Consider the following 21,443-nt stretch of genomic DNA (forward strand, 5'->3'; position numbering starts at 1 on the left):
TTCCTGATAAGTGTCAGGCTTTGTTCAGCCATTTGTCGGGATTCAGTCCGGCCCGGCGCAATAACCGCTCCGCTTCCGGACCATGGAGTCGGGAGGAAACCCGCAGACCTGCCAGATGCATCACCAGCAGCGCCTTGCGGGTAGTCTGGGTGGGCGGCACATGGACAGCGCCAATCAGCTCTCTTAGCGGTATGGGCAACTGCCACTGAATTTTAAGACGGTTGCCATAGCGCGGCCCCCACCGTTTGAGTATGTCTTCAATCTTGTGGTCGTCGATCTTGCCGCCCTGATCAAGATAGTCCTGCAGCGTGCGCAACAGCGCCAGCTCACCGCAGCGGCATAGCAGGCCGGCAGCATGGCAGCTGGCGCCGTCCAGCTCAATGCTCAGCGCCATGGCCCGGGCAATGGCCGCCACCTGCTCGGCATGGGCCTGATACAGGGCTGCCTGCTGCTTCAGCACCGGATGGCTCAGCCCCCGGGCACTGTTCAGGGCCATGGCCATGGCACAGTTCAGTGACATGGCCACCCCCAGAATGGAAATGGCATCTGCCGGCCGGGAGATGGCGTTGCCGCTGCGCTTGAGGGAAATATTGTTGGCCAGCTGCAGCAACCGGGTGACAAGGGCGGTTTCATTTTTCCAGCGGGCAGCCAGTTCGGTGGGCGTTAAGGGGGCTGGCTGATTCAACAGTGGCGTAATTGTCTCTGCGCCAAGCTCGCCGGGCAGCTGCAGCTTTGCTCCCAGTGCCTGCTCCAGCCAGTAGTCCAGAAGGGGTAATGAGGGACTGTCAGACAGTTCGGCAGCATTAATGCGTTCAAACACCGGCAATAATCGCTGGTGCAGGGTACTGACATCAAAAGGCTTGGCAATAAAGTCGATCACGCCCAGGTGCAGCGCCCGTTTTACGTTATCCCGATCGGAGCTGGCACTGACAATAATCACAGGGGTGTGCTCGCTGGACTGCCGAATGGTTCGCACCAGATCCAGGCCATAGCCGTCGGGCAGGTTCCAGTCGCACAATACCAGATCGGCCCCCTGGCGCTGCCAGATATGACGGGCAGCGGTCAGAGTGGCAGCATGGTGGACATGAATGTCCGCCGCCAGTCCGGTGAGAACGGCTTCTATCAGACTGGCGACCAGTTCATCATCTTCAAGCAGTAATACCTTCAATCGGTCACCTGTGTGTCTGTTGCCGGCGAGCTGAGTTCAGCATAGTCAGTGACACCGTTTCGTCCGCGTTGTTTCTGAGCATAAAGAGCCGTGTCTGCGGCATAGAGAGCCTGCTCTGCATGGTCAAATTCATTGAGCGTGGCCAGCCCGATACTCACCGTCACTCTGAAGGTGCGACAGGGGCCGTGAAAATCGAGCTCGGCAAAGTCCTGACACAGTTTCTGAAAAAGAGCCCTTGCCTTGCCGGCGTCACAGCCCGGCAGCACGACGACAAATTCCTCACCGCCATAACGGCCCAGCGAATCGGTGTTGCGCAGTCGTCGTTTCAGCAAATGGGCAAGCGTGCGGATCACCTGATCGCCACTGGCATGGCCATGGGTATCATTCACTGCTTTGAAGTGATCCAGATCCAGCATGGCCACCATGGCCTGATGGCCCAGCCGGCGGGAGATGCCGTGTTCATGAATCAATGCCTGTTTGATATGAGGATGATTAAGCAGGCCGGTCAGACCGTCACTGGAAACCAGCCGTGATAACTGGCGGGCCCGCCGGCACAAAATGCCAACGGTACGCACCAGCCGGGCATCGGAAATGGGCTTACAGATAAATTCATCCGCGCCCTGTGCCAGAGCGTTGAGCTGACGATCCTGATCCTGTTCTGATGACAGATAAATAATGGGCAGACTGAGCCACTGAGGGTGAAACCGCACCATACGCGCAATAATGGTGCCGGACCAGGGCGGCATATGAATATCCATCAGCAGAATATCGGGTCTGAACTCGGTCAGCGCGGCCATCAGGGTATCGGGTTGGATCAGCACTTTCGTCTGTATGCCGGCAGCAGCCAGCACCAGCCGGTAGTGCTCTGCCAGTGCTTCATCATCGTCCAGCAAAAGTACCCGGGCTTTGCTTATCTGCTGATGCTCACTGCGCAGCCGCTCGATATGTTCAGCCAGCTCAGGCACATCTGCAGGCAGGGTGAATACGCCGTCAACTCCCTGTTCTGCCAGCTGATATTGTTGCTCAAAGCGGGTTTCTGTTGTGGCACACAGCAGGGTGGCGGTCTGGGCATCGCCGGCCGAGTCCTGATTCCAGCTGATGGCCGCGGCAAGCTGGCCGGCACTGGTCAATATCATCAGCTGTGGATGCCAGAATCCGGCGGGCAGATTGGTGCATTCATTTACATGGTGCAGTTTAAAACCGTAGTGTGAGAGTGCCTCGGCAAGAGCGGCCAGTTCATGCCCTGCCACCAGCAGCTCGCACTGAGCCTGGGCCGGCAGGGTAACGGCAGTGCCAGGCGTCTCTTCGGGAGTAAGATGTTGTGTCAGTTGCAACAGCTGTTCACGGAGCTTTGCCTGCAGGGCGGTGAACGGCAGCCCGGCGGCCTGCTGTTGTTTCAGCCATTGCTCTGCCAGGGCGGCCTGCTCACCCAGAGTGCGCAGGCCAAAAGTGCCTGATGAACCGGCCAGCCGGTGCAGCAGCTGCTGGCAGTCCTGCAACAAGTCATCCTGCTGTTGGGCATCAAGCCGGTTCAGTATTGCCGTCAGCTCACCGGCAGTGCGGCTGATAAAGCGCTCCCGCAGCATCACCAGTTGTTGATTGAGCTGTGTTGTTTCGGACATATTTGGCTCCAGGCGCTTATCTTGCTTTTGTTATGTCATGACCGGCATATACTGATAATGCTTTATTTAAGTCTATGTCGTCGTTTTGTTGCCATAACTGCAAGGTATCCGTGACAGGGTTCTTGCTCTGAAAAGAGCGAATGGCGCTGCTTACGTTTGCCGGTACCTCGTTTATTGTGCTGGTCACGGCTCATAACGTCTTGCCGCACTATGGTGAACAGCTATACAACCAGCATTCGTTTAATGTAACCGTCAGGGCCGGCTATCTGCAACGAGAGAACAACCATGAAAATACCCCCTCTGCCATTTAATGAGTTGCAGCGGCTGCAGGCGCTGCTGGATACCGGTTTGCTGGATACACCGGCAGAAGCCCGTTTTGACCGGCTTACCGGCATGGCACAGCGATTATTCAGGGTAGATATCGCTCTGGTCTCTCTGGTGGATGACAGCCGGCAGTGGTTCAAGTCGGCTCAGGGGCTGGGTGTGTGTGAAACCGGCAGAGATATTTCCTTCTGTGGCCATGCCATTCTGGATAACAGTGTACTGGTGGTAAGTAATGCCCTGGAAGATGAACGCTTTGCCGATAATCCGCTGGTCACCGGCGAGCCACACATACGCTTTTATGCCGGCGCGCCACTGCATACTGAAGATGGCTACCGTATTGGCACGCTGTGCGTGATTGATAGCCAGCCCCGGCAATTTGATGTGCAGCAGCAGAGCCTGCTGCGGGAACTGGCTGACTGTGTAGAAGAGCTGCTGGGCTATCAGCGGCAGGAGCGGTTACGTAACAGTCTGGCAGAGAGTGAGTACAGAGCACAGATGCTGATTGAGGCCGCTAACATCGGTACCTGGCAGTGTGAGCTTAAAACAGGCCGCTGCCACTTTAACGAAAACTGGGCGGGCATGCTGGGTTATCAGCTTAGCGAGCTGGGTAACACCAGCCTGGCTACCTGGCAGAGCCTGGTGCACCCGGAAGACCTGGTCATGGCCGAAACCATGCTTGACCGGCACATCAAGGGGCTGGAGCCGGTATATGAATGCCGGGTAAGAATGCGTCATAAATCGGGCCACTGGATTTGGGTGCACACGCAGGGCCGGCGGTTAAATGGCGAGTTTGATACACGGCCCGATGTGATTTACGGCACTCATATTGATATCAGCCATGAGCGTGAAACACTGGAGCAGCTGGAGCGGCGTAATCAGGCGCTGACGCTGCTCAACCAGATGGCATTTAAGCTGGAAGGCACCGTGCATGAACGTATTACGCAGGCACTGGCTCTGGGTAAGGAGTTTTTGCAGCTGGACCAGGGCATTGCCAGCGAGATTATCGGTAATGTCTATGTGGTGCGCTGGGTGTCGGCCCCGGTGGAGGCGGGCATAGCACCCGGGCTGAAATTTGAAGTGGCACAGACGTATTGCCGGCTGATGCTGGAGCAAAGGGGCGTGCTGGCCATTGACCATATGGGTCAGTCGCACTATGCCGACGCCGACTGCTACCGGGCCATGGGGCTGGAAGCTTACATTGCCACCCGGCTGATGGTGGACGGTGAGCTGTGCGGTACGCTCAACTTTTCTTCCGTCACGCCGCGAGTCCGGCCGTTTGATGACACCGACCGTATGTTCCTGTCATTGATGGCACACTGGCTTGGCGACTTGCTGGGCCGGCAGCGACATCAGGAGCGGCTGAACAAGCTGGCCAACCAGCTGCCGGGCATGATTTATCAGTATCGCCGCTGGCCTGACGGCCACAGTGCTTTTCCCTACAGCAGTGCCGGTATTGAGCATATTTACCGGGTATCTCCCGAGGTGGTGCGGGAAGACGCCGGCATTATTTTTGATCGCATTTATGCTGATGATCTGCCAAAAGTCGTTCGCAGCATCACCCGCTCCGAGCAGGCACTGTCGGAATGGCACGCCCAATATCGCGTATTGCAGCATGATGGCAGCACTCATTGGGTAGAAAATCGGGCTCGGCCTGAGCGTCTGGAAGACGGCAGCACCATCTGGCATGGCTATCTCACTAATATTGAGCACGAGAAGCAGGCAGAGCTGGCGCTGGCCGCCAGCGAGCAACGGCTGCGCGGGCTGTTTGAGCTGTCTTTCATCGGCATTACGTTAAGTGATGCCGGCAGCGGCGATATTCTGGATGCTAATCCGGCTTTTCTGGAGGCCACCGGCTACAGCAAGGCCGAACTGCAGCAAATGCCGCTGACGGCACTGACGCCAGCGGAGCATGCCGCTGCCGATCAGCAGGCCCGGCAGCAGCTGCAGGCACAGGGGCGCAGCACTGCTTTTGAAAAAGAGCTGCAGCGGCGCGACGGCAGCCGTTTTCCGGTGCGCCAGCAAGCTATGTTTTTGCAGGATGCCAGTGGCCGTTCACTGTGCTGGACCCTGACCGAAGATATTACCGAGCTGAAAAAGGTGGCGCAGCTGCAAAAGGAATTTGTGTCTGTGGTCAGTCACGAACTGCGCACTCCGCTGACAGCCATTACCGGATCGCTCGGGTTGCTGGCACAGGGGGCCATGGGCGAGCTGACTCCGCAGATCAGCAAACTGATAACAGTGGCCTACAACAACAGCCGGCGGCTTAATCTGCTGATTAACGATCTGCTGGATATGGAAAAGCTGGTGGCGGGCAAAATGCATTTTGAGCTGCAGCCAGTGGCTTTGGTGGCGCTGGTGCATGACGCGCTGGAAAGTCATAAACCTCTGGGCCAGAGCCGGGGGGTGCAACTGGTATTTACCACTCCGGCGCAAGAGGTGACCGTACTGGCAGACAGAGACAGACTGTTTCAGGCTCTGGCTAATTTATTGTCTAATGCAGTGAAGTTTTCTCCGGATGGTGGTGAGGTAAGTATTGATATCATACCGGCGGGCCATGAGCGGGTTTGTTTGCGAGTGCAGGACCAGGGCGAAGGTGTGCCGGAAGCGTTTAAGCCGCGTATTTTTGAAAAATTTGCTCAGGCTGACAGCTCCGACACCCGCAAAAAAGGTGGCACCGGCCTGGGTCTGGCCATTACCCGTGAGCTGATGCAGCGCATGAACGGCGACGTTGGGTTTGACTCAACGGAAGGCGAAGGTGCCTGCTTCTGGCTGGAAATCCCCGTAACACAAAGCTTTAAGCCGTAAGCTGTAAGTGGCATCGTCTTGCAGACAACGTCGATGCTGCTCGAAGCAGCAGTGGGGATTGCCAAAGCCGACCGTCAAATGTCAGGGATGACATTTGCCGAGCGTCCCATGGATGGGCTCGAAGCGTGTCGGCGGAGCGCAACCGCACTGATGCTTCGCATTACGTTGTATTAGGAGGCTTAAAGCTTCCGGCTGCTTTTAGACGGACGCCACTTCCTCGGCGGTCAGGTGCCGCCACTCTCCCTCGGCGAGGGCGGCATCCAGCTTAATATCGCCAATTTGTAGCCGGTGCAAGGAAGTAACCCGGTTGCCAACAGCGGCGAACATGCGCTTTACCTGATGGTATTTGCCTTCCTGTATGGTCAGCAGCACTTGGGTGGGTGAGATGATTTCAAGGGTGGCAGGCAGGGTTGCCTTGTCTTCACCGTGCAGCAGCAGGCCTTCGGCAAAGCGTGCAGCAGCATCGGCGGCCAGGGGCTCGGCCAGCTCTGCCCGGTAGGTTTTGTGGCAGGCCCGTTTGGGCGAGCGCAGCCGGTGAGACCACTGGCCGTCATCGGTCAGCAGCAGCAGGCCGGTGGTGTCCAGGTCCAGCCGGCCGGCGCATTGCAGGCCTGAGGTCAGCTCAGGGGGAAGCAGCTGCAGCACACAGGGGTGTACCTCGTCCTGAGTGGCGCTGATATAGCCCTCAGGCTTGTGCAGCATAAGGTAGCGGGGCGGCTGCAGACTCAGCAGGCGGCCATCCAGGTGCACCTGCTGAGCGTCGATTTTAATATCGCCCTTTTTAACCAGCTCGTCGTTCACCGTGACCTCGCCCCGGGCCAGCGCCTTTTTGGCTAAAGAGCGGGTCAGACCGGTGGCCTCACACAAAAAGCGATCCAGGCGCATCAGGCGGGTTCTTCTTCAGTGGTGTTGTCATCATCCTGCGTCAGCCACTCGGTCAGCACTTCCTTGGCCTGATCCACGCCCAGCCCCTTGAGCGAGCTGAAGGCTTCAACCCGAATGCTGCCACCAAAGATGGCCACGGCTTCGCGCACTCTGAGCACTTCTGCCTTGCGGGCACCGGATTTCAGCTTGTCGCACTTGGTCAGCAGCGCCAGTACCGGCAGCTCGCAGTCGCTGGCCCATTGCAGCAGCTGCTGATCGATGTCTTTCAGCGGATGGCGAATATCCATCAGCACCACCAGCCCCTTGAGGCTGTCCCGTTGCTGCAGATATTCCGACAGCGCCTCCTGCCATTTCAGCTTCATTTCTTCCGGCACCTTGGCGTAGCCGTAGCCGGGCAGGTCGATCAGGCGCTTGCCCTCGCTCAGCTCAAACACATTGATCAGCTGAGTGCGGCCGGGGGTTTTACTGGTGCGGGCCAGTGATTTGTGCTGGGTGATTGTGTTTAAAGCAGAGGATTTGCCGGCATTGGAGCGGCCGGCAAAGGCAATCTCCACACCGGTGTCTTCCGGCATCTGCCGTATGTTGGGTGCGCTGGTAACAAAGCGGACGGCATTAAAGTTTATCTTGTTGTTGTTCAATGTGAATTCCCCGAGGTTATGACGTCGCCCTGATTACTTTCCGGCAAAATTGTGTAGAATAGTGCGGTTTTTTGAATCGCATTGTAACATGCCCTTGCAGGTATGTGATCTGGAAGCTCTAACAACGAGAAGTCGGAACGTCATGAAAAAAATTGTTTTCACGCTAGCCTTAATGCTCGGAGTGGCCGGTACCGCACAGGCCCAGGGCGATGTCGAAGCCGGAAAGGCCAAATCCGCCACCTGTGTTGCCTGCCATGGCAGCGACGGTAACAGCCCGACCGACATGTATCCGAAAATTGCCGGACAGCACGCCTCTTACCTCGAGAAGCAGCTGGCCGAGTTCAAGGCTGCCGCCACTGGTGGCACCGGTCGTGCCAACGCCATCATGGGTGGCATGGCCATGCCGCTGTCCGAGCAGGACATGGCCGATCTGGCCGCCTATTATGCGACTCAGGCCATTACGCCGGTACCGGTTGCAGAAGAGGTGGTTGAGCGTGGTTCTGCCCTGTATCAGGGTGGTGACATCGAGCGCGGCATTACTGCCTGTATTGCCTGCCACGGCCCCCGCGGCGAAGGCCTGGAGTCTGCCAAATTCCCCAGCCTGAGCGGCCAGCACCCGGCTTACATCAAGTCTCAGCTGGAAATGTTCCGCAGCGGCGAGCGCAATAACGACCCCAACGGCATGATGCGCGATATCGCCACCAAGCTGACCGACGACGATATTGCCGTGCTGTCACAGTATGTGGCTGGCCTGCACTGATTGATGACGGGGGCCGGACGGCCCCTCACTTTTCTGGTTTGTTGATGCCCCCTCTTTCCCTCAGCGTTTGCTGTCCGCTTTGTGCTGCCCCCGACCACAGTTTGTTTTATCAGGATCACCGAGCCTACTATCAATGCGCCCGCTGCCGGCTGATTTTTGTGGATCCTGCTGCCCGGCTGACTCAAAATGCAGAAAAAGCCGAGTATGATCTGCACCAGAATGATGCTCAGGACGCTGGTTACCGGCGCTTTTTAAGCCGGCTGGCCAGTCCGCTGATGGCACGCCTGGGCGCGGGCAGCAAAGGGCTGGATTTTGGCTGTGGACCCGGGCCGGCGCTGGCGGCCATGTTTAACGAGGCGGGTTTTACGGTCACTACCTATGACCCTTACTATGCGGATTACCCTGCACGGTTGCAGCAGCAGTATGATTTTGTAACCTGTACCGAGGCAATCGAGCATTTTTATCAACCCGGGCGGGAATGGCAGCGCTTGCTGACCATGCTCAAGCCGGGCGGCTGGCTGGGAATCATGACCAAGCTGGCCCGGGACCAGGCGGCTTTTGCCACCTGGCACTATAAACAGGATCCTACCCATGTCTGCTTTTTCAGCCGCGACACCTTTATGTGGCTGGCAGAACGGGACGGGCTCGGCATCGAATTTATCGGTGCCGATGTTATTCTTCTGCACAAACCGGAGTTGTTATGACACGTATCAAAAAGGCCCGCACTCCGGGTCGTATCGGTGCCCGCAAGGAAAACCGCGAAACCGCCGAGCAAAGCAGGGAACGCAAGCGCAAGGCCAAGCGTAAAGGCCTGGCCCCGGGTTCACGCCATAATGTAGAGGGCGGCAAGCAGAGCGGCCACAACCAGAAATCTGCTCAGGATCCACGCCTGGGCTCCCGCAAGCCGGTGGCACTGGTGCAGGAAGATAACCAGCAGCAACAGGCGGCAGTGGCTCGTGCCCGGCCTGTGGCCAGGCCCAAACTCAGCCCCGAGCAGGAGCTGGAACAGCTGGAAAATGACGAGCGGCTCAACACCCTGCTCGACAGAGTGGAAGAGGGCGACAAGCTCAGCAAGGAAGACAAAACCTGGCTCGACCGTACCCTGGCCCGCCATCAGCAGCTGCTCGAGCAGCTCGGCCTGCTGGATGAAGAGGAAGAAGACGACGGCGAACCCGGCGATGACCTCTGGGATCGCTTTATGGATGCCGAGCTTGATCCTGCTCAATATCGCAAAGAGGAAGACAAGTCATGATCTCACCCTGGCTGATTGCCGCCCTCGCGGGCGGCGTCATCATAGTGGGGCTGGCCGTATATGCAGGCAGTTTGCTGGCGCGCTTGCGCCAGCAAACTCAATTCCGGCAGCAGGCCATTGCCAAACGCAACGACCGCATTCTGGAAAGTGTGCGAGTGATTGCCAAGGCGGTAAAAGAAGACCAGTGCAACCTGTCGGAAGGGGCCATTCGTCTGACCAACCTGCTGAATGCCCTGCAGTTTGACCAGCCCAGAAACTTTGCCGAGGACTATCCCGGCCTCTACGATCTCTATGACAGAGTGAAAGAGCTGCCGACCCACGAGGCCCGCAAGCAACTCAAACGCAATGAGCGCATGCGCCAGGACCTGCAGCGGGCCGGCCATGAAGGCGAGCTGGAAGCCACCATAAAAATTGAGGTCGAGCGACTGGCAACGATGGAACTGCCCGGTCGCTGACCGGGGAGGAGAAATGTCAGTCATCGAGTGGGATCAGTCCCTCATCGAAAAATATAATTACTCGGGGCCGCGGTATACTTCTTATCCTACCGCCCTCGAGTTTAACAGCGACTTTGGCATGGCTGAGTTCGACGCGGCCGCCGCCCGCTACCCGGAACGCCCGCTGTCACTCTATGTGCATATTCCGTTCTGCCATAAGCTTTGTTACTACTGTGGCTGCAACAAGGTAATCACCCGACATCAGAGCAAGGCCGATATCTATCTGGACTATCTGGAGCGGGAAATTACCGCCATGGCCCCGCGCTTTGCCGGCCGCACCGTGACCCAGCTGCACTGGGGCGGTGGCACCCCCACCTTTCTCACCGCACCGCAAATTCAGCGGCTGAACGGCCTGCTGCGCCGGCATTTTCACTTTGCCGATGAAGGCGAGTTCAGTATTGAGATCGATCCCCGCCGCATTGAGCTGGAGTTGCTTGATGTGCTCAAGACGGAAGGCTTTAACCGCATCAGTCTGGGGGTGCAGGACTTCAATAAAGACGTACAAAAGGTGGTTAACCGGGAGCAGGATAACGACTTTATCAAGGCGCTGGTGGCCCGGGCCACGGAGCTGGGGTTTGTCTCTACCAACCTGGACCTGATCTACGGTCTGCCGCTGCAGACTCCGGAAAGCTTTCACCACACCCTGGAGCAGGTGGTGGCCATGCAGCCGGCGCGGCTGTCGGTGTTCAACTACGCTCACCTGCCCAGCCGCTTTGCCGCCCAGCGCAAGCTGAAAGACGAAGACATGCCGGCACCGGCGGTGAAGCTGTCCATGCTGCAGGACAGCATTCGCTACCTGACCGGGCAGGGCTACCAGTTTATCGGCATGGATCACTTTGCCCTGCCCGACGACAGCCTGGCGGTGGCCCAGCGCAGCGGCGAGCTGCACCGTAACTTTCAGGGCTACACCACTCAGGGGGAATGCGATCTGCTGGGGCTGGGAGTCTCGTCCATCAGCATGATTGGCGATGCCTACTCCCAGAACCTCAAGGAGCTGAAAGAGTATTACGCTCAGCTTGATGAACTGGGTCATGCCCAGAGTGTGGGATATGCCCTGAACCAGGATGACTGCCTGCGCCGGGATCTGATCAAGACCTTAATCTGTAACTTCGAGCTGGAGTTCGCGCCCCTTGAGGCGCAATACGGCATCATCTTCAATGACTATTTCGCCGAGGATTTCGAGCTGCTGCAGACTTTTGTGGACGACGGTCTGGTGGTACGTGAAGCCGGTCGCATCAGCGTGACTCCCAAAGGCCGGCTGCTGATCCGCAATATCTGCATGTGCTTTGACGTGCACTCCCGCAAACAGGCCCGCCGCCAGCAGTTTTCCCGGGTGATCTGATTCAGTTCGCCGAAGAAGGGCGCACAATCAGCTCGGGCGGCGGACATTGCACTATGTCCGCCGTCGCCTTGCCGCCGATATGGCCCAGCAACAGGCCGATGGCCTGGCTGGCCACCTCCGCCAGATGCAGATTGACCGCCGTCAGCGGCGGCTCGCACTTCTGGGCACGCAGCCCGTCATAGCGGGTGACCACCCGCACGTCTTCCGGTACCCGCTTTCCGGCTTGCTGCAGGGCCCGCACCGCACCCACCGCAAAGGCATCCACCGGCGCACAAATGGCGTCCAGTTCGGGATGGTCGGCCAGCAGCCGGCGGCAGGCTTCGGCACCGGCGTCTTCACCGCCGGTTTCGTCCGCCTTGATGGTCAAACAGGGCAGGCCGTGACGTTCGCTAAAGTCCCGGTAGGCCTGCTCCACATCCACGTAGGAGTGACGGGACTGTTGACCGATCAGCAGCGCAATATGGCGTGCGCCCTGATCTGCCAGGTGCTCCAGCAGCAACCGGCCGGTGACGCCGGCCTGCATGTCCACATAGGGCACGGCGGGCCCGGCCTCGGGCTGGCGGCCGATGGACACCACCTTGATGCCCCGGCGCTGCAACTGGGTCACCTGGGGGTCATGGGCCACCGGCTCGATAATGATGGCACCGTCCACATCCAGCTCATCCAGCAGGCCCCTGGCTTCTGCCAGCGGCGGCACCAGCACCAGGGCCAGCCCCTGTTTCAGCGCCGCTTCTGCTGCCGACGCCGCCACCTCCATCATAAAACCGAGCCGGGACGGCCCGCCGGCCACCGCAAAGGGCATGGAGGAGAGCAGGGCGATGGTGTGGGTGCGGCCGGTGCGCAGCCGCTGGGCGCGCAGGTTGGGGCTGTAGCCCAGCTCGCGCGCCACCTGCTTGACCCGGGCCCGGGTCTGGGGATCAACCTGGCCCCGGTCGTTGAGGGCGTGGGAGACGGTGGTGCGGGACACCCCGGCGGCGGCGGCAACATCGGCGATGGTCAGGCGACGCCGGGCGCCGGCTTTGGCTGAACTCATGTGAATTTCTGCGAACTGAAGAGCGATGCGCCGAGTATACCATTGCTGAGTTTGAGCGAGGCCAAATCGATTTACCCAGCATTTTCGATTGGGAACCGTCGCCTTGACAGGCCATTCAACTTTGAATATTGTTCGCCAAATCGATTTGGTTGCGGTTTTCCGCCGAAATCGTCCGGTGTGGTTGTGCCGGAGTCACCGTGGTCCCTTGCGGATGGCGGTTTATTATTTGCCCTAACCCAAATCGATTTGGGTTAGGGTTTGGAGTGCCGGTTCCCCCCATGACGGCCATGTTTTTCCAGGAGTCCACCATGTCCCAAGTCCACAAGGACGTTATTCCGCCCGTTGATGAAAAGCTGCCCCTGAAAACCCTGCTGGCCTTTGGTCTGCAGCACGTACTGGTGATGGCGGCGTCGCCCATCGCCTCGGTGTTTCTGATGGCCACGGCGCTGGATTTTTCCCCCGAGCTGACCATCAATCTGCTGAGCGCCACCTTTATCGTCTGCGGTCTCGGCACCCTGTTGCAGTCCGTGGGCTGGCGCGGCTTCGGTGCCCGCCTGCCGTTTATCATGCTGCCCGGCGGCGCCCCCATTATCCTGTTTATTCTGGTGGCCCAGCAAACCGACGTGGCCACCGCCTCGGGGGCGGTGATCCTGACGGCGCTGTTCTATTTTCTGGTGTTGCCGCTGTTTCGCCGGCTGCTGCGGTTTTTTCCGTCCGTGGTGGTGGGCACCATGCTGCTGCTGGTGGCCATCAACCTGATCAAGATTTCGGGCTTTCTGGTGGTGGGCAAGGCCGGTAGCGAGGGCTATGCCGATCCCCTCAACCTGCTGTTGGCCTTTGCCACCATCGGCTTTACCCTGCTGTTTGCCCGGGTGCTCAAGGGCATGCTGGGCCAGCTGGCGATCCTGCTGGGCCTGCTGGGCGGCACTCTGGTCGCGGTGCTGTGCGGTGCCGTTGCCCTCGACGGCCTGGCGCTGTTTCCGCTGTTCAGCCTGCCGACCCTGCTGCCCTTTGGCATGCCCAAGTTTGATCTGGTGGCGTCGCTGCCGCTGATGATTTTCTGCCTGATCTCCATGGTGGAAGCCACCGGCCAGACCCTGGCCATCGGCGAGGTGGTCGACAAGAAGCTGGATCCGGAAGTGGACGTGGCCAAGACCATTCGTGGCGACGCCGCCGTGTCCCTGCTCGGTGGCCTGTTCGGCACTTCGCTTATCATCACCAGCGGCGAAAACATCGGCGTGGTGCGGGCCACCGGCATTCGCTCTCGCTATGTCACCCTGATGTCCGGCCTGTTGCTGATCCTTTTTGCCCTGCTGGCCCTCCTGGCACGGGTGATCCACGCCGTGCCCGAGGCCGTGGTCGGCGGCACCGGCATGGTGGTGTTCGCCATCGTCGGCACCATGGGCATCGACATGCTGCGCCGGGTCGACCTGCGCCAGCACGGCAACATGTATGTGGTGGCGGTAGCGCTGGCGGTGGGCCTGTTCCCCATTCTGGTGCCCGGTGCCTACAGCCAGTTCCCGTCCGGCCTGGCCTCCCTGCTGGGCAACGGCGTGGCCATGGGGGCACTGACCGCCGCCCTGATGAACGCCCTGTTTCATTGCCGATCCACTGGGGCGGACGCCGGGCCGGCAGACAAGGCGCGGCTGCAGGGCCGCTGATTTTCCCGGGCGGCCAGCGGCGGCCCGGCCAAGCACAGTAAAGGAGAAACATGAACACCCAACTTGCTCCCGAACAGTTCGAACAACCCTGCCTGCTGGCACCCGAGTGGCTGATGCTGGCCGAAGGGCCGGTACGCGATCACGCCGTGCTGCTCGACGGCGAGCACTTCAAAGATGTGGGCCCGCTCGCCACCCTGCGTGCCGCGCATCCTGAGGTGGCGGTGGTGACGTTGCCGGGCAAGCTGGTCATGCCCGGCTTTGTCGACAGTCATCACCATCTGACCCAGGCCTTTGGCAAGGCGCTGGTGTTTGGCGAGCCGTCGGAAATTTTTCGCCGGGTATGGGTGCCCATGGAGTCGGGGCTGACCCCGGACATGCTTTACCTGACCGCCAAGCTGGCCTCGCTGGAAGCCCTGCGTGGTGGTTTCACCACCGTCTGTGATGCGGGCACCCGGGCCAGCGAGGGACTGGACGCCATCGCTCAAGCCACCACCGAAGCGGGGCTGCGCTGTATGCTGGGCCGGGTATGCAACGACAAGCGCGGTAACCAAGTGCTGGAGGCCGCGCCCATTCTGGCCGAGGCCGAGCGGCACATCGCCGGCTGGCAGTCCAACCCGCTGGTGACGCCGTCGCTGGCGGTGCCGATTCCGGAAATCGCCACCGATGCCATGCTGCACCGCATTTCTGCCCTGTGCGCCGAGGCGGGCATAGTGTTTCAGACCCACGTTAACGAGCACCTGGTGGCGGTGGAACGCTCCCTGGAGCAGCGCGGGCTGCGTCCGTTGGAGCAACTGTACAAGGCCGGAGCCCTTGGGCCCCAGGCGCTGCTGGCCCACGCCACCCTTCTGACCCCTGACGAGCTGATGATGTTGCGCGACACCGACAGCGCCGTCAGCTACAACCCGGTGGCCAGCGCCTGGAAGGGCAACGCCGTGGCTCAGGCTCAGCTGATGCACAGCCTGGGTATTCGCGTTGCCCTGGGTACCGACGGCACCCGCAGCGATGGCTTTCGGCTGCTGGACTATGCCGAGGCGGCCCAGCGCTTTGCCTTTGGCATGGCGGTGGGCGACTCTTCCTGCGGCGGCGGCTGGCCCTGGCTGGATCAGGGCACCCGTGGCGGCGCTGGGGTGCTGGGGCTGAACACCGGCGAGATCGCTCCCGGCAAGGCGGCGGACTTTCTGCTGGTCGATCTTGAGGTGCCCGAGCTGCTGCCGTCCTGGGATCTGAGCTGGGAGCTGGTGCGGCTGGCGAACCGGGATCAGATCCAGGGGGTGTTTGTCGCCGGCCGGCTGCGGCTGTGGCAGGGCTGGCCGCTGGACTGGGACGCCCGGGCGCTGATGGCCGAGGTGAACGAGCTGGCCAAGGCAGTGGTGTCCGGGGCACCGATTCAGAAAATCCACCCTTATAGCGATGCCCACCGCCGCGACTGGCAGGCCGGGCGGCGTGAGGAGGGGCACGCGTGACCGGTGACGTCTGGTTGTGGAGCGCCCTGGCGGTGGCCGCCGGCGCCTTTGTGCAGGGCTCCACCGGCATGGGCTTTGCGCTGATCGTGGCCCCGGTGCTGGGGCTGCTGGCCCCGGCGCTGCTGCCGGTCAGCCTGCTGGTGCTGATGCTGCCGCTCAATGCCATGATCGCCTGGCGCGAGCGCAGATCCATCGATTTACTGGGCACCAGGTGGATTTCTCTGGGGCGGGTGGTAGGCACCTTTGGCGGGCTATGGGTGCTGGTGGTGCTGCCCCTCAATCAGCTCAATGTGCTGATCGGGGTGTCAACCATAGCCGCGGTGCTGGCCAGCTGGCTGGCACCGGCGTTTTCGCCCAACCGCCGGGCCTATGTGTCTACCGGGGTGATCACCGGCATCACCGAAACCGCCACTGGCATCGGTGGCCCGCCATTGGCGCTGGTGTACCAGCATATGCCGGTGGCGACCCTGCGCGCCTCGGTGGCTACCTGCTTTCTGATCGGCGAGCTGGTGTCGTTGCTGGTGCTGGCGCTGAATGGCCGGCTTCAGCCCGAGCTGCTGCAGCCGGTGGCCGGTTTGCTGCCGGCGCTGGCGGTGGGTCTGGTGCTGAGCCAGCTGGTGCACCGGCGGCTGGACGCACGGTCTCTGCGCCGCTTTGTGCTGTTGTTCGCCTTTACCTCCGGCACCCTGGTGCTGTTCCAGTAATCCAGGGCCGGCAAGTAAGGAACATGAAACGGGGCTGCGTCGGCAGCCCTTTTTTATTCCCGCCCGGCGCAGGCCAGCAGCAGGGCGGCTTTTTCATCCGGGCTGATAAAGGCCATATTAAGGGCATTCTCCTGGCATTGGCGGCGTTGCTGCGAGGTGAGACCGGCGGCGCTGGCAGCGCTGTGGTATTCATGGCGCAGCTCTATGCCTTCCACTGCCGGGTCGTCCGTGTTCAGGCAAACCGGAATGCCTTTTTCCAGAAAACGGTGAATGGGGTGATGAGCGAGATCAGACACTGTGCTGGTCTGCAGGTTGGACGTCAGGCAAGACTCAATACCGATGTGGTGCTTGGCCAGATAATCGAGCAGCGCCTCGTCTTCCACCGCCCGCACGCCGTGACCAATGCGCACCGCGCCCAGCTCCCGCACCGCCTGCCAGACGCTGGCGCTGCCGGCGGCCTCACCGGCATGCACGGTCACGGCGAGACCGGCGTCCCGCACCCGGTTAAAATGCCCGGTAAACAGCTCACCGGGAAAGCCGCCTTCGTCACCGGCCAGATCCATGGCCACCAGTTTGCCGGCGTGAGCCAGACAGGCATTCAGCTCCTGCTCGCAGGCGGCTTTGCCAAAGGTGCGGCTCATAATGCCAATCAGTTTTACCGGCACGCCAACATCCCGGCTGCCGGCCGCCACGCCGTCACATACCGCTTCCACCACCCCTTGGGGATCAAGCCCATGGTTCATGGCCATATAACCCGGGCTGAAGCGCAGCTCGGCATAGTCGATGCCGGCGCTGAGCAAATCTTCCACGTTTTCATAGGCCACCCGGCGGCAGGCATCATAATTGCCCAGCACCTTTACGCCCCAGTCAAGTTTGGCCAGAAACGACAATAAATCCGGCGTGTTGCCCTGCACCCGCACATGGGGCAGCAGCTCGCTCAGCGTATTGCCGGGCAGGCGAACATCAAAGGCCCGGCCCAGCTCCAGTATGGTGGCCGGACGAATATTACCGTCCAGATGACGATGTAAATCGATAAGCGGCAGGCTGGGGTCGATCATAAAAACTCCCGAGTAAGCATGACACTATACAGCTTACTCTTTGGTGGCCGATTCTTCCGGCTGCAGTTCTTTCAGCTTGCGGGTCAGGGTGTTGCGGCCCCAGCCCAGCAGGCGGGCGGCTTCCTGCTTGTGGCCGCCGCTTCGGGCCAGAGCGCAGTCGAGTAAAATACGCTCAAACTCCGGCATGGCTTCTGCCAGCAGATCCTTGCGCCCCTGAGCCAGCTCATGGGTTGCCCAGTATTTCAGGGCCTGCCGCCAGTCTGTGGGTTGAGTTGTGGCTTTGGGTGCCGGCCCGGCTTCCTGTTTCATCAGTTCCGGTGGCAGATCCGACACCAGCACCTCCTGGCCCGATGCCATCACTGTCAGCCAGCGACACACGTTTTCCAGCTGGCGCACATTGCCGGGCCAGGGCAGTTGCTGCAGCAGGCGTTGCGTATCGGCATGCAGGGTTTTGGCATCGACCCCCAGCTCTGACGCCGCCAGCCCAAGAAAATGTCTGGCCAGCCGGGGAATATCTTCCCGCCGCTCTTTCAGGGCCGGCATATGCACGCGGATCACGTTCAGGCGGTGAAACAGGTCTTCCCGAAAGTCGCCGCCGGCGACCTTTCTTTCCAGATCCTGATGAGTGGCGGCAATAATGCGCACATCCACCTTGATGGGCTGATGGCCTCCCACCCGGTAAAACTGACCGTCGGCCAGCACCCGCAGCAGCCGGGTCTGAATATCCAGGGGCATATCGCCAATTTCATCCAGAAACAGAGTGCCGCCGTCGGCCTGCTCAAAGCGGCCCCGGCGCACGCTGTTGGCACCGGTAAAGGCCCCCTTTTCATGGCCGAACAGTTCAGATTCGATCAAATCCTTGGGAATGGCCGCCATGTTCAGGGCAATAAAGGGCTGTGCTGCCCTGGGGCTGTGCTTGTGCAGGGCGTGGGCCACCAGCTCCTTGCCGGTGCCGCTCTGGCCGTTAATCAATACCGAAATGGAAGAACGGGCCAGCCGGCCAATGGCGCGAAACACTTCCTGCATGGCCGGCGCTTCACCGATAATTTCCGGGGTGCGCACCGCCTCTGCCTGCCCGGTGGGCAGCTTGTGCCGGCTTTCCTTTACAAAGGCCACGGCCCGCTGCACCAGGGCCACGGCATCGTCGATATCAAAGGGTTTGGGCAAATATTCAAACGCCCCGCGCTGATAGGCGTTGACCGCGCTGTCGAGATCGGAATGGGCGGTCATGATAATCACCGGCAGGCCGGGTACGCGCTGATGAATGGCTCCCAGCAACGTCAGGCCGTCCATGCCGCCCATGCGAATATCGGATATCACTACCTGGGGCTGAGCCGAGCTCAGGGCATCGAGTACGCTTTCGCCATCTTCAAAACTGCGGCTCTCAAAGCCGGCCTGTGCCAGCGCCCGTTCCAGTACCCAGCGAATGGAGCTGTCGTCATCGACGACCCAAATCATTTCAGCCATAAAAAGTGCTCCTATCGTGATAGTGGCAGATAAATAATAAATTCGGTATGTCCGGGCCGGCTCTGGCACTCAATACGGCCCTGGTGCTGGTGGATCAGCTCCTGAGCAATGGACAGCCCAAGGCCGGTGCCGCCTTCCTTGCCGGTGACCATGGGGTAGAACAAAGTGTCTTGCAGGGAGGCAGGAATGCCCGGGCCGTCATCAATAATGCGTATCTCGGCGGCCAGCCGGTAGCGCTTGCCTTGCAGCATCACCTGAAAGGCGGTGCGGGTGCGCAGGGTAATGTGGCCATGATCCCCCAGCGCATCAACGGCGTTGCGCACCATATTCAGCAGCGCCTGTTGCAGTTGCTCGGGGTCGGCTTCAAGGTCGGGAATGCTGGGATCATAATCCCGCATCAGGCTGATGCCCGGGGCCATGTCCATGCTCACCAGCCGGCGCACCTGCTCCAGTACCGAGTGCAGGTTGATCACTTCCCGCTTGCCCGGACGCTGCGGGCCCAGCAGCCGGTCTACCAGGTTACGCAGCCGATCGGCCTGGGCAATGATGAGATGAGTGAATTCCTTCAGTTCTTCTTTTTCCAGCTCCCGCTCCAGCAGCTGAGCCGCGCCGCGCAGACCGCCAAGGGGGTTTTTTATCTCGTGGGCCAGGCCGCGCACCAGCTCCCGGGCGGCCTGCTGTTGCGCCCGCTGCTGCAATTCCTGGCTGATTTTCTTCTGCTGGTCGATCAGCCGCAGCTCCATCAGCGCCAGAATACGCCGGTTCAGGGTAAAGGCGGTCACGCTCACATCCACCCAGCGGGGCAGGCCGTCAATCACTATTTGTACTTCACTGTTGGTAAAGCTCTGCTCCAGCTCAATGCAGCGCTGAATACGGCGCATATCAAGAGAGATGTCTTCCACCAGCTGATCCAGCCGGGCGTCTTTCAGCCGGCGTTTGCTCAGGGTCAGCAGCTGCTCGGCGGCGGTGTTGGCAAAATGCACCACCAGATCGCCGTCTACCACCAGCACAGCGGTAAGCTGGCTGTCGATAATGGTCTGAATATTGATCGGGTTGTTCACAGGCTGTCCTTGGTGAATGCGGGTGCACCAACTTAGTGCAAACAGTGTAACCCATGGGGCCAGGGTTGCCACAAAATGGTGCAATCAGACCGGCTTTTCAGCCTCGTTGATAAAACTCTGCAAAAAGCTTGCCCGATCTCTCTGATGATTATTGCATCAATTGATAGCATGAATATAATTAGCTAGCTAACTAATTTGGAGTGCACCATGAAAACATTGGGTATGGCCTTGTCCGGACTGGTTCGCCAGTGGCGGCTGATTAATGACGAGCGGCTCAAGCCTCTGGGGCTGACCCAGAGCCGCTGGATCACCCTGACTCACCTGCAGCAGGAAGACGGCATTCAGCAGCACCGCCTGGCCCGCAGTGTGGGCGTGGAAAGCCCGTCTCTGGTGCGCACTCTGGACGGGCTGGAGCAGCTGGGGCTGGTGGAGCGCCGGCCCTGTGCCAACGACAGGCGCGGCAAAACCGTGCATTTAACGCCGGCGGTCACGCCGTTGTTAGCGGAAATGGATGCTGTGCTGAGCCATACTCGACAGCAGGTGCTGGAGGGGCTGAGCGAGGCCGAGCTGGCAGAGCTGGAGCGCATGGTGTGCCATATCAGTGCCAATCTGCGAAAAATAAACCAACAACTGAACGCGAAACAGGAGACCGAATGAGCGCAGAGCAGAGTTTTAACCGCTGGGTGCGTATCGCGTTGGTCACCTTTGGTGTGCTGCTGCTGTATTTTGTGCTGATTGATAACTTCGCTCCCATCACGCCCCAGGCGCAGGCGCACAGACCCGTGCTGTCGGTGGCACCCAGAGTCGCGGGGCAGGTGGAGCGGGTAGCGGTCAGCAATAATCAGCCGGTAAATGCCGGAGATCTGCTGTTTACCCTGGACGACACCGACTATCAGCTGGCGCTGGACAGGGCGGCATTACAGCAGCAGCTGGCCAGCGCCGACAGAGAGCGGCTACAGGCGGCCATGGCCGGCATAAAGGCTGAAGCAGAGCAGGCCCGGCTGCGGGCCGAAGAGCTCTCCCGTGAGGCCAGTCGCCTGGAGCGGCTGCACCGGCTGGGGCATATGTCGGTGCAGCAGGCGGAGCAGGCCCGTAATCAGGCACAGCAGGCCAGCAGTGCGCTGCAGGCGGTACAGGCGCGGCAGCAGGAAGCCAGACAGGCGCTGGCGGCCGCCGAACTGGCTCACAAGCAGGCCAACAATGCCCATGAGCAGGCCCGGCTGGCGCTGCAGCGCACTCGGGTCAAGGCAGAAATGGCCGGTCGTATCGGTAATCTGCAATTGCAGGAAGGCGTACAGGCTCAGGCCGGCCAGCCGCTGCTGGCGCTGATTTCCAACGAATTGACGGTGCTTGCCGACCTGCGGGAAAAAACCCTGCGTCATGTGACTGCCGGCACCAAAGCCGGGGTGGTGTTTGATGCCCTGCCCGGACAAATTTTTGATGCCCATGTCAGCAGCATCGACAGCGGCGTGCGTCATGGTCAGCAGCAGGCCGACGGCCAGCTGGTGCAGCCGGAAAACTCCGACCGCTGGGTGCGCGATGCCCAGCGCCTGCGGGTGCATATTGCCCTGGACGAGCCGGTGCCGGGCCTGGCCACCGGTGCCCGGGCCACAGTGCAGTTGTTTCCCGAGTCGGGCAGCTGGCTGCATGGGCTGGGCTGGGGGCAGCTGTGGCTGGTCAGTCAGTTCCGTTATCTGTATTAAGCG

General features: G+C 60.3%; 20 protein-coding genes. 12 read left to right on the forward strand and 8 right to left on the reverse strand.

Going from position 1 to position 21,443, the window contains the following annotated elements; translation table 11 throughout:
- Positions 1-13 precede the first annotated feature (13 nt).
- Positions 14-1,168 carry a response regulator gene (locus tag G364_RS0108235; RefSeq protein ID WP_019934669.1) on the reverse strand — a complete coding sequence of 385 codons (1,155 nt, stop codon included), beginning with the start codon at positions 1,166-1,168 and terminating at the stop codon, positions 14-16.
- Positions 1,165-2,790, reverse strand: coding sequence for a diguanylate cyclase (locus G364_RS0108240; protein ID WP_019934670.1), 1,626 nt, complete (start codon positions 2,788-2,790; stop codon positions 1,165-1,167). Before G364_RS0108240 ends, G364_RS0108235 begins: the two co-directional genes overlap by 4 nt.
- 140 nt (positions 2,791-2,930) lie before the next feature.
- On the opposite strand from G364_RS0108240, the gene G364_RS17195 reads away from it, so the two are divergent.
- Both G364_RS17195 and G364_RS0108250 read left to right on the forward strand, forming a co-directional pair.
- A complete protein-coding gene (locus G364_RS17195) occupies positions 2,931-3,101 on the forward strand; it encodes a hypothetical protein (RefSeq protein ID WP_019934671.1) in 171 nt (56 codons plus the stop codon).
- The gene (locus G364_RS0108250; protein WP_026344786.1) at positions 3,076-5,919 is read left to right on the forward strand and encodes a PAS domain-containing protein; all 2,844 of its coding nucleotides are present in this window, start codon (positions 3,076-3,078) and stop codon (positions 5,917-5,919) included. Before G364_RS17195 ends, G364_RS0108250 begins: the two co-directional genes overlap by 26 nt.
- A 198-nt stretch (positions 5,920-6,117) precedes the next feature.
- Here G364_RS0108250 and rsuA read toward each other — a convergent pair whose 3' ends face one another.
- Both rsuA and yihA read right to left on the reverse strand, forming a co-directional pair.
- Positions 6,118-6,804, reverse strand: a complete 687-nt coding sequence (gene rsuA / locus G364_RS0108255) for a 16S rRNA pseudouridine(516) synthase RsuA (RefSeq protein ID WP_019934673.1) — start codon at positions 6,802-6,804, stop codon at positions 6,118-6,120.
- The gene (gene yihA / locus G364_RS0108260; protein ID WP_051089273.1) at positions 6,804-7,376 is read right to left on the reverse strand and encodes a ribosome biogenesis GTP-binding protein YihA/YsxC; all 573 of its coding nucleotides are present in this window, start codon (positions 7,374-7,376) and stop codon (positions 6,804-6,806) included. Before yihA ends, rsuA begins: the two co-directional genes overlap by 1 nt.
- Before the next feature lie 208 nt (positions 7,377-7,584).
- Between yihA and G364_RS0108265 the strand changes: the two genes are divergently transcribed.
- The 5 genes from G364_RS0108265 to hemN are packed head-to-tail and all read left to right on the forward strand — an operon-like array spanning position 7,585 to position 11,290.
- A complete protein-coding gene (locus tag G364_RS0108265; protein WP_026344787.1) occupies positions 7,585-8,202 on the forward strand; it encodes a c-type cytochrome in 618 nt (205 codons plus the stop codon).
- A gap of 44 nt (positions 8,203-8,246) precedes the next feature.
- Positions 8,247-8,906: a class I SAM-dependent methyltransferase gene (locus G364_RS0108270; RefSeq protein ID WP_026344788.1), complete on the forward strand. Its 660-nt coding sequence runs from the start codon at positions 8,247-8,249 to the stop codon at positions 8,904-8,906.
- Positions 8,903-9,454 (forward strand): Der GTPase-activating protein YihI, encoded by a 552-nt coding sequence (gene yihI / locus G364_RS0108275; RefSeq protein ID WP_019934677.1) that lies wholly within the window; start codon positions 8,903-8,905, stop codon positions 9,452-9,454. The genes G364_RS0108270 and yihI overlap by 4 nt, the downstream gene beginning before the upstream one ends.
- Positions 9,451-9,909, forward strand: coding sequence for a DUF2489 domain-containing protein (locus G364_RS0108280; RefSeq protein ID WP_019934678.1), 459 nt, complete (start codon positions 9,451-9,453; stop codon positions 9,907-9,909). The genes yihI and G364_RS0108280 overlap by 4 nt, the downstream gene beginning before the upstream one ends.
- A 13-nt stretch (positions 9,910-9,922) precedes the next feature.
- Positions 9,923-11,290: an oxygen-independent coproporphyrinogen III oxidase gene (gene hemN, locus G364_RS0108285; RefSeq protein ID WP_019934679.1), complete on the forward strand. Its 1,368-nt coding sequence runs from the start codon at positions 9,923-9,925 to the stop codon at positions 11,288-11,290.
- A 1-nt stretch (position 11,291) separates the two neighbouring features.
- Here hemN and G364_RS0108290 read toward each other — a convergent pair whose 3' ends face one another.
- Complete coding sequence (locus G364_RS0108290; RefSeq protein WP_019934680.1) at positions 11,292-12,323, reverse strand: LacI family DNA-binding transcriptional regulator; 1,032 nt, start codon at positions 12,321-12,323, stop codon at positions 11,292-11,294.
- 308 nt (positions 12,324-12,631) lie between these two features.
- Here G364_RS0108290 and G364_RS0108295 point away from each other — a divergent pair, with 308 nt between their 5' ends.
- The 3 genes from G364_RS0108295 to G364_RS0108305 are packed head-to-tail and all read left to right on the forward strand — an operon-like array spanning position 12,632 to position 16,151.
- Positions 12,632-13,984, forward strand: a complete 1,353-nt coding sequence (locus G364_RS0108295; RefSeq protein ID WP_019934681.1) for a uracil-xanthine permease family protein — start codon at positions 12,632-12,634, stop codon at positions 13,982-13,984.
- 50 nt (positions 13,985-14,034) lie between these two features.
- Complete coding sequence (locus G364_RS16450; protein WP_019934682.1) at positions 14,035-15,447, forward strand: amidohydrolase family protein; 1,413 nt, start codon at positions 14,035-14,037, stop codon at positions 15,445-15,447.
- A complete protein-coding gene (locus G364_RS0108305; RefSeq protein WP_019934683.1) occupies positions 15,444-16,151 on the forward strand; it encodes a sulfite exporter TauE/SafE family protein in 708 nt (235 codons plus the stop codon). The genes G364_RS16450 and G364_RS0108305 overlap by 4 nt, the downstream gene beginning before the upstream one ends.
- Before the next feature lie 53 nt (positions 16,152-16,204).
- Here the strand turns inward: G364_RS0108305 and add are convergent, their stop codons facing one another.
- From add to glnL, 3 genes are read right to left on the reverse strand one after another with little or no spacing between them, the layout of a single operon-like run.
- Positions 16,205-17,209, reverse strand: coding sequence for an adenosine deaminase (add, locus tag G364_RS0108310; protein ID WP_019934684.1), 1,005 nt, complete (start codon positions 17,207-17,209; stop codon positions 16,205-16,207).
- Positions 17,210-17,242: 33 nt separating this feature from the next.
- Complete coding sequence (glnG, locus tag G364_RS0108315) at positions 17,243-18,676, reverse strand: nitrogen regulation protein NR(I) (protein WP_019934685.1); 1,434 nt, start codon at positions 18,674-18,676, stop codon at positions 17,243-17,245.
- Between the two features lie 11 nt (positions 18,677-18,687).
- Positions 18,688-19,737, reverse strand: a complete 1,050-nt coding sequence (gene glnL, locus G364_RS0108320) for a nitrogen regulation protein NR(II) (protein WP_019934686.1) — start codon at positions 19,735-19,737, stop codon at positions 18,688-18,690.
- 207 nt (positions 19,738-19,944) lie between these two features.
- On the opposite strand from glnL, the gene slyA reads away from it, so the two are divergent.
- Both slyA and G364_RS0108330 read left to right on the forward strand, forming a co-directional pair.
- On the forward strand, positions 19,945-20,394 hold the full coding sequence (gene slyA / locus G364_RS0108325; RefSeq protein ID WP_026344790.1) for a transcriptional regulator SlyA: 450 nt from the start codon (positions 19,945-19,947) through the stop codon (positions 20,392-20,394).
- The gene (locus tag G364_RS0108330; protein WP_019934688.1) at positions 20,391-21,440 is read left to right on the forward strand and encodes an HlyD family secretion protein; all 1,050 of its coding nucleotides are present in this window, start codon (positions 20,391-20,393) and stop codon (positions 21,438-21,440) included. Before slyA ends, G364_RS0108330 begins: the two co-directional genes overlap by 4 nt.
- Positions 21,441-21,443 lie beyond the last annotated feature (3 nt).

This window comes from Oceanimonas smirnovii ATCC BAA-899 (assembly GCF_000381965.1).
Lineage (GTDB): Bacteria > Pseudomonadota > Gammaproteobacteria > Enterobacterales > Aeromonadaceae > Oceanimonas > Oceanimonas smirnovii.

Excerpts from the sequence above, each read along its gene's own strand:
- yihI (WP_019934677.1), top strand. The coding sequence starts at position 8,903 with ATGACACGTATCAAAAAGGCCCGCACTCCGGGTCGTATCGGTGCCCGC.
- glnG (WP_019934685.1), bottom strand. The coding sequence starts at position 18,676 with ATGGCTGAAATGATTTGGGTCGTCGATGACGACAGCTCCATTCGCTGG.
- G364_RS0108250 (WP_026344786.1), top strand. The coding sequence starts at position 3,076 with ATGAAAATACCCCCTCTGCCATTTAATGAGTTGCAGCGGCTGCAGGCG.
- G364_RS0108265 (WP_026344787.1), top strand. The coding sequence starts at position 7,585 with ATGAAAAAAATTGTTTTCACGCTAGCCTTAATGCTCGGAGTGGCCGGT.
- yihA (WP_051089273.1), bottom strand. The coding sequence starts at position 7,376 with ATGCCGGAAGACACCGGTGTGGAGATTGCCTTTGCCGGCCGCTCCAAT.
- add (WP_019934684.1), bottom strand. The coding sequence starts at position 17,209 with ATGATCGACCCCAGCCTGCCGCTTATCGATTTACATCGTCATCTGGAC.
- G364_RS0108330 (WP_019934688.1), top strand. The coding sequence starts at position 20,391 with ATGAGCGCAGAGCAGAGTTTTAACCGCTGGGTGCGTATCGCGTTGGTC.
- G364_RS0108280 (WP_019934678.1), top strand. The coding sequence starts at position 9,451 with ATGATCTCACCCTGGCTGATTGCCGCCCTCGCGGGCGGCGTCATCATA.
- G364_RS0108290 (WP_019934680.1), bottom strand. The coding sequence starts at position 12,323 with ATGAGTTCAGCCAAAGCCGGCGCCCGGCGTCGCCTGACCATCGCCGAT.
- G364_RS0108295 (WP_019934681.1), top strand. The coding sequence starts at position 12,632 with ATGTCCCAAGTCCACAAGGACGTTATTCCGCCCGTTGATGAAAAGCTG.
- hemN (WP_019934679.1), top strand. The coding sequence starts at position 9,923 with ATGTCAGTCATCGAGTGGGATCAGTCCCTCATCGAAAAATATAATTAC.
- G364_RS0108270 (WP_026344788.1), top strand. The coding sequence starts at position 8,247 with ATGCCCCCTCTTTCCCTCAGCGTTTGCTGTCCGCTTTGTGCTGCCCCC.
- rsuA (WP_019934673.1), bottom strand. The coding sequence starts at position 6,804 with ATGCGCCTGGATCGCTTTTTGTGTGAGGCCACCGGTCTGACCCGCTCT.
- slyA (WP_026344790.1), top strand. The coding sequence starts at position 19,945 with ATGAAAACATTGGGTATGGCCTTGTCCGGACTGGTTCGCCAGTGGCGG.
- G364_RS0108240 (WP_019934670.1), bottom strand. The coding sequence starts at position 2,790 with ATGTCCGAAACAACACAGCTCAATCAACAACTGGTGATGCTGCGGGAG.
- G364_RS17195 (WP_019934671.1), top strand. The coding sequence starts at position 2,931 with ATGGCGCTGCTTACGTTTGCCGGTACCTCGTTTATTGTGCTGGTCACG.
- G364_RS16450 (WP_019934682.1), top strand. The coding sequence starts at position 14,035 with ATGAACACCCAACTTGCTCCCGAACAGTTCGAACAACCCTGCCTGCTG.